This is a genomic window from Streptomyces sp. NBC_01381 (genome assembly GCF_026340305.1).
Taxonomy (GTDB): Bacteria; Actinomycetota; Actinomycetes; order Streptomycetales; family Streptomycetaceae; genus Streptomyces.
Window position 1 is genome coordinate 1,544,745 of record NZ_JAPEPI010000002.1, and the last position, 10,630, is coordinate 1,555,374.

Consider the following 10,630-nt stretch of genomic DNA (forward strand, 5'->3'; position numbering starts at 1 on the left):
TTCACGGCCGATTCGCATGTTGCCCCCGTAGTGTCTGGACGCCTGTGGTCTGGTCAGGGCCACGTACGGGTGATCCTATGGCTCCCCGCCGCGTCCTGGACACGGGTGCGAAATATTGGGCCGCTCAGCGCGTTTGCAAATGCCGTATCGGTGGTGTCGGGCTAATGGGGGCCGGGGGGTTGTGAGGCAGCGTCGTGCGGGGACGGGTCCGGGTCCGCGAGCAGGCTCTCCACCGCGGCAGCGACCTCGGACGCCTGCCCCGGGGGGAGGCCGGCCATGCGGAACGCGATCTGCACGGCGGCCGGATTGTGAGCGATGCGGCGATAGGCGGCCAGGGCCTTGAGGGTGTCTTCGAGCTCGATGACCACCGGCTCGCTGCTGTCGTAGGTGAGGGCTTCCCTGCGGACTCCGAAGTGGTGGGCGATGGAGCCCAGATCGTCCGTCAGGAGGGCGTCGATGCCGATCCGGAGGAAGGCGGCCAGCGGCGCCAGCTTCGACAGTGTGGGCTGGCTGCGGCCTTCAAGCAGCTTGTCGAGATACGTCGAGGACATCCCCGATGCCCTGGCTGCCGCCCGCAGCGAATAGCGCTGCCCCTGCTCGTCCACGCGCTGCGCCAGGAGATGGTTGAGGCGGTCGGTGAAGCGTGCGGAGATGTGCTCCTGCGGAGGGTCGCGGTGCAGGGGTTCGAGCGGTCGGCCGCGGCGAAGGCCGGCGATCCGGCCCACTGCCACGCCCGTGGCCTCGGAGACTTCCCGGTTCGTCCATGGCCGGCCGAGCCGGGCCGGGATGACGTTCTGGAAGAGGCGCTCCAGGCGCACTGCCACCCGCTGGGCCAGCTCGTCACCACTCTCACTCACAGCCAAGCTCCTCGTCTGCTCAGGGCGTGGGGGGTCAGGGGAGTCTAGAGGGCCCGGCCTGCTTCACATAGGCGCTCCCATACATCGGAGAGTTGCCGGTCACCAGGCAGGTCATTCGGGAGGCTTCATGAGGGTGCCATCAATAGTTGACACTTGTGCGGGTGGGCGGTGAGGATTCGGTGCGAACGGCTGATCAAGCGGATGTATCTCCAGCACGGCATGTTCAGGGGGATTTTCATGTCTACTTTCAGGCTTCACGCGCCGCGAGATGCGCCGGTGCACCCTTGCGCGGCCTTCGTCGACGACGGTGCCGACGCCCGATGTTCCCCCGGGCGTAAGTCTCTTTGAACGCATAAGTCTCTTTGAGCCACGAGCCGTGCCTGCTGGGCCCGGACGGTCCATGAGTCGCGATCTCCCCCTGGCTGCCGCTCTCTTGGGCGCGCGCCATTGATCACGTCGGATTCGGGTGCCGCCCCACTGGGGCGTGGATCCCCCTCCGCGGTGCGATGGGGTCGGGCTGCCCCATGCCTCCGACTGCCTCCAGAGCCCGAACGGGCCAGTGCCTGCCCGTAGTTGCCCCGGCGAGGCCGAACCGTACCTGCGTGATGCACCTACCTTGTGAGGCCCGTCTTGCCCTACCTGCCCGAATCCTGTCAGTACCCGCCCATCGCATCCGCCCCGCTCTCTGATCGGGTTTCGAGCCGGCCTCCGATGGAATCCACGCAGTTGCACGCCACACGCCGGGATGCCGAAAGACTTGCGAGGCACACCCGGCAGGGACTCGCCGTCTGTCTGACCGCACCCCTTTTAGTTTTCCTTCTGATTGCGGAGATGCCCGATCCGCACCCCGTCCTCGGGCTCGTATCCGTCCTTTACGCCCTTCATCTGGGGGCGTTGCTGCGTCCGGTGTGGACCGGATGCCCCTACCCGGTCCCGCCGCTCGCCCTGCTCGCCCCCGCCGCCGTGTGGCTGGCCTGCCTCTGGCTGCTCCCCTATACCGGTGCCTTCGCGCGGGCGGAGGTCGTCCCGCTCTCCGGTATGGCCGTCGTGCCCGCGGCCGTCGCAGTGGCAGAGCTGCCGCTGCGCGTTCAACTGCTCACCGGATCCACGTGTCTTGTGGTGGCCGCCGCCGTCAGCCCGCACGCCCCGGTGCCCTCGGCGCTGGTCGCCGGGGGCGTCCTGCTGACCGTCATCTTCGCCGTCCGCAATGCGATGCGACCCGTCTCCGTCATCTCCCGGCTCGAGACCGCCGCAGGTGTGGCCCCCTTGCTGGCGGTGGCCGAGGAGCGGCTGCGGATGTCCCGCGATCTGCACGACACGCTGGGGCGGCATCTGGCCATCATCGCGATCAAGTCCGAACTCATCGCACGCACCGGCAAGTTGGAGGAGATGGAGGAGGTGCAGGTGTTGGCGAGGATGTCGCAGAGCGAGCTGCGGGCGGTGGTGAACGCCGTGCGCACCGCGCCGCTCGACGACGAGCTGGAGAGCGCGTGCTCCCTGCTCCGAGCCTCCGGCATCCGGTGCGAAGTCACCGATGAGGACTGTGGCTTGAGCCTGCCCGGTGAGGTGCGGGAGGTGCTCGGCTGGGCCGTGCGGGAAGCGGCCACGAACGTCATACGGCACGCGCCCGACGCCACTGCCTGCACGATCACGCTGGCCGTGTCCGGCGCGGGCGGAGCGCGGGAGTGCGTCTTGCGGGTGGTGAACGACGGTGTGCGTGACATGCCGGGCCGGCGACCGGAGCTCGGTACGGGCATGGACGGGCTGAAGCAGCGCGTCGCACCGCTGGGAGGGCGCCTGGAGCACGGACCTCAGCTTCGCGGCACCTACCGCCTCCTGGTCACTGTCCCCCTTGCGCGAGAGGAATGAGCCGTGCGGATTCGAGTCCTCCTGGCCGATGACGAGAAGCTGATCCTGGGGGCACTCTCCGCGCTGTTGGCGGCAGAGGGAGACCTCGAAGTGGTCGGTGAGGCCGCAGGCGGTGTGAAAGCTGCCGAGTTGGCGAAGAAGCTTGTTCCGGACGTCTGCGTTCTGGACCTGAGCATGCCCGACAAGGGCGGAATCAGCGTCATCCGAGATCTGCAGCAGGCCCGGCCCTCCATACGGTGCGTCGTGGTCACCTCCCACACGGCGCCCGGATATCTCGCGTCGGCCCTGTCGGTGGGAGCCTGGGGATTCGTACCGAAGACAACGTCCGCGACAGAGCTGGCCGTCATCATCAGAAAGGTTCACCAGGGCGCCCGCTATGTCGATCCGGAGATGGCCGCGAAGGTGATCTCGGCGGGAGAGTCCCCGCTGACCCGGCGGGAGACGGACATCCTGGCGCTGTCGTCGGACGGGGCTCCGATAGACACGGTGGCGCGGCGCGCGGTCCTGTCCCCCGGGACCGTACGCAACTACCTTTCGCGGATCGCCGGCAAGCTGAAGGCGGCGAACCGGCATGAGGCCGCCCATGTCGCCCGTCGGCAGGGCTGGATCTGACCCCTGCGGAGCGGGGAAGCTCGGTCCCGAACTCGTGTGGCATCGGTCACATTCTCTGCGCCGACGGTGTCCGCGTCGTCGATTGATGCGGCGAAATTGCAGGTCAAGGCGGCAATTGCGGCATGGATCATGGTGGCATCCGTCATCGCGGAGTCATGACGAATGTCAAGCATCCAGAAGGGTCAACTCCGCTTAGGGGTGTGATCTGCGCCATATCGAGGGCTCTCGGCTGCTGCTTGTATCCAGCGTGTGACCGACGGAGGCCCTTGTACGAGCCCTCCGTGAGACCAGCGAGAGGGGCGTCGCATGACGGACGCGGTGATCGTCGGTACGGGCCCCAACGGGCTCGCCGCCGCTGTCACGCTCCTGCGGGCGGGCCTCAGCGTCGAGTTGTACGAGGCGCACGACACGCTCGGCGGCGGTCTGCGCACCGAGCCGCTCTTCGACTCCGACGTGGTGCACGACATCTGTGCGGCGGTGCACCCCATGGCGGCCGCGTCCCGCTTCTTCCGGGAGTTCGATCTGCCCGCACGCGGCGTCGACCTGCTCCAGCCCGACATCCCCTACGCCCACCCGCTGTTCGGCGAGGACACCGTCCTCGCCCACCGCGACCTCGCCGAGACCAGCGCCGGACTCGGCGCGGACGGCGGACGCTGGCGGCGGCTCATGGCGCCGCTCGCCGCACACAGCCAGGGTGTCGTCGACCTCATCCTCTCCGGCCAGCGCGCCGTCCCCGACGACCTGGCGGCGCCGCTCCTCCTCGCGCCCAGGGTCCTCGCCCATGCCACCAGGCTGCCCTTCCGCACCGAGCGGGCTCGTGCCCTGCTCACCGGTGTCGCCGCGCACGCCGTCGGCAGACTCCCCTCGCCGGCCGCAAGCGCCGTCGCGCTACTCCTGGGACACCTGGCGCACAGCACGGGCTGGCCGCTGCCCCGGGGCGGCAGCGGCCGCATCGCCGACGCCCTCGCGGCGGACATCGCCGCGCACGGCGGCCGCATCCACACCGGACAGCACATCAAGGACCTCGGCGAACTCGGGGACGTACCCCTGGTGTTGCTCGACACCAGCCCCAAGGGGCTCCTCCAGATCGCCGGCGACCGGCTGCCCGGGCGCTACCGACGGGCCCTGGAACGCTTCCGGTACGGACCGGGGGCGGCCAAGGTCGACTTCCTGGTGTCCGGACCCATCCCATGGGCCGACCCCGAAACCGGCCGGGCCGGCACCGTCCACCTCGGCGGTACCCGCGCCGACATGTTCCGTACGGAATCGGCGGCCGTACGCGGCACCCGGGACCCCGAGCCGTTCGTACTCCTCGTCGACCCCGCCGCGACCGACCCCGGCCGGGCCGTCGGCGGCAAGCGTCCCGTCTGGGCCTACGCCCACGTTCCGCACGGCGACCCGCGCGACCCCGTCGACCTCGTCCGTCGCCGGATCGAGCGGTACGCGCCGGGCTTCGGCGACACCGTCGTCGCCGCGCGCGGCGTGAGCGCCGCCCAGTACGAGACGTACAACCCCAACTACGTCGGCGGCGACATCGGAGCCGGGGCCATGACCCTGCGCCAGTCGCTGCTGCGCCCCGCCGCGAAGTGGGATCCGTACAAGGTCCCGCTGCCCGGCCTGTACCTGTGCTCGGCCTCCACGCCTCCGGGACCCAGCGTGCACGGGATGTCCGGCCATCTGGCCGCGCTCTCCGCGCTGCGCCGCGAACACGGCATCCGAGTCCCGCCATCACTGGCCCCCCACGGCAGGAGGGAAACATGACCCCGCATGCCAGTCGCAGCACCGCCGAGCCCATCGCGGTGCGCTCGGCCGCCTGGTACCTGCCGGAGCGCACCGCCGAGGTCTCGGCCCTGACGGCCAGGGACGAGGCGGCGCAACGCACGCTCCAGGGCCTGGGCATCGAAACCGTCCGCGTCGACGACGAGTTGGGCGCCGTCGGTCTGGCCGAGCGCGCCGCGCGCCGCGCGCTGGACGAGGCCGGGCTGACCGCCAGGGACCTGAGCGGGCTGATCCTGGTGGAGTCCCGGGCACCGGAGACCCTCCTCAGCTCCGAGCCGACCCGCCTGCAGCACCTGCTCGGCGCCGAGACGGCGACGGTCTTCTCGGTGGGCGGCCTCGGCTGCGTATCGATCACCCCCGCGCTCCTCGCGGCCCGCGGATTGCTCGCCGCCGACCGGTCGGCGGACCACGTCCTGGTCGTACACGGCAGCAGACCCGCGGCGGCGACCCGCTACCGGCACCCCGTGACCGTCAACGGCGACGGCGGGCTCGCCCTGGTGGTGTCCCGCGGCGGCCCGGTGCGGATCCTCGACGTCGTCCAGCGCACCCAGGGCCAGTACTGGGACCTGTTCCACGTGAAGTACCGGGACCGGCCCACCGCGCAGTGGCGCGAGGAGTGCACCGACCTTCGCGGCTACTCCTTCCAGCTCGCGATGGAGACGCGCAACAGGCTGACGGAGCTCCTCGGCGAGCTCCTTGAGCGCAACGGCCTGGACCGGGGCGACGTGCGCGGCTACTTCAGCCACAACCTCTCCGCCGGAAGCCACACCTTCACCGAGGAAGCACTGGGCATAGAGATCCACTCCGTATGCCGGGAGAACCTGCGGCGCTACGGCCACCTCGGCCCGAACGACGTCTTCCTCAACCTCTACACGGCCCTGGAGCGCAAGGAGTTCGCGACCGGAGACCGTGTCGTCCTGATCAACGTCAGCCCGGTGGCGGCCTGGAGCCTGCTGCTGGTCGAAATAGGTCCCCAGGAGGCCGTGGCGTGACCAACCCCGCCCATGACACCCGGAACACCGCGGCCGCCCGAGCCGTCCCCGAGGACATCACCCGGGTCGTCATCGAGTTCCTCACCGCCGCCCTGCACCGGCCCGTCGGGCCCGACGACGACTACTTCGCGCTGGGCCTCGCCAACTCGCTCTTCGCACTGGAGCTGGTCACGTTCGTCGAGCGGACCTTTCGCTTCACCGTCGAGGTCGAGGACCTCGACGTGGCGAGTTTCCGCACCGCCGGGAACATCACACGGCTCGTGCTGCGCAAGACGGGCGAGGCCGCCCCGGCGGACTTGGGTGACGACCGTGTCTGACGCCGGAGCACCCGCCGACGGCCGGGCCGCAGCCGTGCTGCGCGCGGCGGCGGAGCTGGCATCGGCTGTTCAGAAAGCGGCGGCCGACTGGGACCGGGAGGGGGCGCTGCCCGATTCCGTCCGCAAGGAGATGGCCGCCGCGGGACTGCTCGCCGCCGATCTGCCCACGGCGTACGGCGGGGCGGGCATCGGCCCCGCGGCGCTGGGCGAGACGGCCGCGCTCCTGGGAGGGGTGTGCGGGTCGATGCGTGGCCTGCTGACCGTGCAGGGCATGGTCGCTGCCACGCTGCACCGCTGGGGGACACGCGCCCAGCGGGACGAGTGGCTTGTGCCGCTCGCGAGCGGCGAGCTGACCGCCGGATTCGCCGCGACCGAAGAGGGCGCGGGCAGTGCGCTGGGGGCAGTCCAGACCCAGGTGGACGACACCGGCGCCGGCGGCACGGTCACGGTGAGCGGACGCAAGAGGTGGGTCACCTTCGGCGAGGTCGCCGACGTGTACCTGGTCCTGGGGCAGACGGACGGCAGGCCGGCCACCGTGCTGGTCGAAGCGGACCGCCCTGGAGTGTCCAGGGAGGCGGTACGCGGCCAGCTCGGCCTGCGCGCCGCACGGATCGCTCATGTCACCTTCGACGCGGTACGGGTGCCCCGCGACCACCTCGTCGCCCCGCCCGGCCTCGGGCTCAGTCATGTGGTCGGCAGCGCGCTCGACCACGGGCGGTTCACCGTGGCCTGGGGGTGTGTCGGCATCGCCGAGGCGTGCCTGGCCGACGCGGCCGAGCACACCGCAACCCGCGTCCAGGACGGTGTCCCTCTCGACAGCCACCAACGGGTCCTTTCGCTGCTGGCCAAGGCGTACGTCGACACCCTGGCGGCCCGTCAACTGGCCGAGCGGGCGGCCGATGCGCGGGCGCGCGGCGCGGGACTCGGCGTTGCCGAGACCACCGTCGCCAAGTACGCGGCAGCGTCCGCCGCCGCCGCGGTGAGCCGCGACGCCGTACAACTCCTCGGCTCCGTCGGATGCGAGCCGGACTGCAGAAGCGGACGCCACTTCCGGGACGCCAAGGTCATGGAGATCATCGAAGGAGCGCAGCAGGTGCTGGAAACGCACATCGCCGAACGACTCGTGCGCCCGTACCGCCTCGGCACCGCCGGGCCGACCGCCGGGGGCCGGGCATGACCGCACCCGCGACTTCCCCGACCGTGAAGTGCCTGGTCTGGGACCTCGACGACACGCTGTGGGACGGCGTGGTCCTGGAGCAGGACGACCCGGATCCCTTCCCGGAAGCACTGGAGACCCTCGCCGTGCTGGACAAGCGGGGTGTGCTGCACGCGGCCGCCAGCCGCAGCGACCCCGCGGTCATCGCCCGCCATCTGACCGAGCGAGGCCTCGACGACTGGTTCTGCGCGGTCCAGGTCGGCTGGGACGACAAGTCCGGCGCCGTGCGCCACATCGCCGAAACCCTCAACATCGGTCTGGACACCATCGCGTTCATCGACAACGACCCGGCGGAACGGGCAGAGGTCGCCGCCGCTCTTCCCTCGGTCCGCTGCTACCCGGCCGAGGACGTCGCCCGCCTTCCCGCCCTGTCCGACTTCCAGCCGGAGCACATCACCGCCGAGGCGGCCGGGCGGCGCAAGCTGTACCGCACCGAATGGCGGCGCCGGGAGGCCCAGGAGGAGTTCGGCACCGACCGGCAGGCGTTCCTCACCTCCCTCGACCTTGTCATGGAGGTGCGCCCGGCGGCCCCGGACGATCTCGACCGTGCGGGTGAACTCACCGTGCGCACCCACCAATTGAACAGCACGGGACTGACGTACAACGCCCGGGAACTGCGCGGGCTGAGCACGTCGCCCGACCATCAGGTGCGCGTCGCGCAACTGCGGGACCGCTTCGGGGACTACGGCGTCATCGGCCTCGCCGTCACCGAACTGCGCCACGACGACGCCGTGTTGAGGCTGATGCTCATGTCCTGCCGGGTCGCGTCGCGCGGTGTGGGCGGCGTACTGCTCACCGAGCTGATCCGCGAGGCGCGGGAGGGCGGCCGCAGACCCGTCGCCCACTTCGTCCCCACCGACGTCAACCGCAACATGCTGGTCACGCTCCGCTTCGCCGGATACGAACAAGTGGCGTCCGAAGGCCCCTTGATGGTCCTCGCCGTGGACCCGGCCCGCGCCACGCCTCAGCGGCAGCAGCACATCCAGGTACTCAGCCGCGCCTGAGAGGCATACGAGAGGGAGGGCTGCCCCCGTGCAGTGCGACACCGTCCTGACGAACTTCCGGCGGCAGGCCGCCCGCACCCCCGACGCCACCGCCCTGATCGTCGGGGCGACAGAGCTGACGTACCGACAACTCGACCACGCGTCCGCCGGGCTCGCCCGGCTGCTGTGGGAGAACGGCGCGCGTCAGGGGCGGGTGGTCTGCATACGTGTCGAGCAGGGCGACCTCGCCGTGATCGCGGTCCTCGCGGCCCTGCGCGTCGGCGCGGCCTGGTGCGCCCTGGAGCCCGACCTGCCCGCGGCGCGCGTGCGGCAGCTGTGCCGGGACACCGACTGCGCGGTCCTGCTGAGCGCCGCGCCCGAGCAGGGCGGGGCGGATCCGGGCGGACCTGCCGCACCGTCCCGGTGGATCGACGCCGCGGGGCTCGACGTGCCCGCGCTGATCGCCGCGGGATCCCAGGAGCGGGACGACCCGTACCCGCCCGTGCCCGACAGCGCCCCCGCCTATCTCGTCTACACCTCCGGTTCCACCGGGACCCCCAAGGGCGTCGTGGTCAGCCGGGCCCAGCTCGCGGCGTCCACCGCGCCGCGCGCCGACGTCTACGGCACCGAGCCCTCCACGTACCTGATGGCCATGCGGCTCTCCTTCGACGGCATGCTCGGCGGGATGTTCTGGTCGTTCCGGGGCGGCCACACCTTGCTGCTCCCCGACACCCGCCAACTGCGGCATGCCCGCGAACTGGCCCTGCTCGCCGGGGAGCACCGCGCCACCCACCTCATCGTGGTGCCGTCCTACTACCGAGCGCTGCTCGACCACAGCACCCTGCTTGCCGACACGTTGCGCCTGGTCGTGGTCGCGGGCGAGGTCTGCACGCCCGAACTGGTCCGCACCCACCGGCGGCTGCTGCCGGGCGTGCGCCTGGCCAACGAGTACGGGCCCACCGAGACGACCATCTCCTGCACCGTCGAGCCCGACCCCGACCCGGACCAGGAGCGCGTCCCAATCGGCCGCCCGTGGCCGGGCGCCACCACGTACGTGCTGGACGAGCGGCTGCGCGAGGTCCCGGCCGGGACCGTGGGCGAGCTGTACGTCGGTGGGACGTTCGTCGCCATCGGCTATGCGGGGCAGCCCGCGAGGACGGCCGAACGCTTCGTCGCGGACCCCTTCGGGCTGCCGGGGACCCGGCTGTACCGCACGGGCGACCGGGCCCTCGTCGACGACCGGGGGGCGCTGCACTACTACGGCAGGACCGACTTCCAGGTGAAGGTGCGCGGCCTGCGCGTCGAACTCGGCGAGATCGAGAGCGTGTTGGAGACCCATCCGGCTGTGGGACAGGCAGTCGTGCTGTACGAGACGGACCAGGCAGGGTCGGACCAGGCAGGGTCGGACCAAGCAGGGTCGGACCACGCAGGGTCGGACCAAGCAGAAGGGGAGGGCGGCGGGTCCCGGCTGGTCGCCTTCTGGACGCCGGCCGCGCCCGGCGCCGCGTCGCCCTCCTCGCCCTCCTCGGCCGAATTGCGCCAGTACTGCCTGGACCACCTCGTGGAACAGGCCGTGCCCGCTCAGTTCGTCCCCCTCACGGCCATGCCGCTCAACACCAGCAGCAAGGCCGACCGGGCGGCCCTGAGCACGCTCGCCCGAGCCCGAGCGGGCACCGCCCCGCGCCACACGCGGTGGAGCGGACCGCAGCGCGTCGTCGGCGAGATCTGGGCGGCCGTGCTGCGCCACTCCGACATCGGGCCGGACGACAACTTCTTCGCGGTGGGCGGCAGTTCACTCAAGATCATCGATCTGCACGCCCGCCTGAACGAGCAGTGGCCGGGGGTGCTGCGCGTGGGGGAGCTGTTCGACCTCATCACGATCTCCGCGCAGGCGGACGCGATCGTCAGCCGGACCGGGACCGGTACCGGTACCGGCGAAGGCCCTGCCCCCGGAATCCCGGCACGCACCCCGGACGCCCCGGCCGCCTACGAACTGTGAAGGAAG

At 71.1% G+C, this 10,630-nt stretch carries 9 protein-coding genes; 8 read left to right on the forward strand and 1 reads right to left on the reverse strand.

The genetic code is table 11. From position 1 onward, the window contains the following. Positions 1–161 precede the first annotated feature (161 nt). Positions 162–857 carry a helix-turn-helix domain-containing protein gene (locus OG453_RS28690; RefSeq protein WP_266871419.1) on the reverse strand — a complete coding sequence of 232 codons (696 nt, stop codon included), beginning with the start codon at positions 855–857 and terminating at the stop codon, positions 162–164. Between the two features lie 831 nt (positions 858–1,688). Between OG453_RS28690 and OG453_RS28695 the strand changes: the two genes are divergently transcribed. The 8 genes from OG453_RS28695 (at position 1,689) to OG453_RS28730 (ending at position 10,624) form a co-directional block, all read left to right on the forward strand. After that, positions 1,689–2,726, forward strand: a complete 1,038-nt coding sequence (locus OG453_RS28695) for a sensor histidine kinase (protein WP_266871420.1) — start codon at positions 1,689–1,691, stop codon at positions 2,724–2,726. A 3-nt stretch (positions 2,727–2,729) separates the two neighbouring features. Beyond that, positions 2,730–3,338 (forward strand): response regulator transcription factor, encoded by a 609-nt coding sequence (locus OG453_RS28700; protein WP_266871421.1) that lies wholly within the window; start codon positions 2,730–2,732, stop codon positions 3,336–3,338. A 306-nt stretch (positions 3,339–3,644) separates the two neighbouring features. Next, positions 3,645–5,099: an NAD(P)/FAD-dependent oxidoreductase gene (locus OG453_RS28705; RefSeq protein WP_266871422.1), complete on the forward strand. Its 1,455-nt coding sequence runs from the start codon at positions 3,645–3,647 to the stop codon at positions 5,097–5,099. Next, positions 5,096–6,109, forward strand: a complete 1,014-nt coding sequence (locus OG453_RS28710) for a 3-oxoacyl-[acyl-carrier-protein] synthase III C-terminal domain-containing protein (RefSeq protein ID WP_266871423.1) — start codon at positions 5,096–5,098, stop codon at positions 6,107–6,109. Before OG453_RS28705 ends, OG453_RS28710 begins: the two co-directional genes overlap by 4 nt. Beyond that, positions 6,106–6,426, forward strand: coding sequence for an acyl carrier protein (locus OG453_RS28715; RefSeq protein WP_266871425.1), 321 nt, complete (start codon positions 6,106–6,108; stop codon positions 6,424–6,426). The genes OG453_RS28710 and OG453_RS28715 overlap by 4 nt, the downstream gene beginning before the upstream one ends. Further along, positions 6,419–7,603: an acyl-CoA dehydrogenase family protein gene (locus tag OG453_RS28720; protein ID WP_266871426.1), complete on the forward strand. Its 1,185-nt coding sequence runs from the start codon at positions 6,419–6,421 to the stop codon at positions 7,601–7,603. Before OG453_RS28715 ends, OG453_RS28720 begins: the two co-directional genes overlap by 8 nt. Continuing rightward, positions 7,600–8,646 carry an HAD family hydrolase gene (locus tag OG453_RS28725; RefSeq protein ID WP_266871427.1) on the forward strand — a complete coding sequence of 349 codons (1,047 nt, stop codon included), beginning with the start codon at positions 7,600–7,602 and terminating at the stop codon, positions 8,644–8,646. The genes OG453_RS28720 and OG453_RS28725 overlap by 4 nt, the downstream gene beginning before the upstream one ends. A 28-nt stretch (positions 8,647–8,674) precedes the next feature. Then, complete coding sequence (locus OG453_RS28730) at positions 8,675–10,624, forward strand: non-ribosomal peptide synthetase (RefSeq protein WP_266871428.1); 1,950 nt, start codon at positions 8,675–8,677, stop codon at positions 10,622–10,624. Positions 10,625–10,630: the final 6 nt, after the last annotated feature.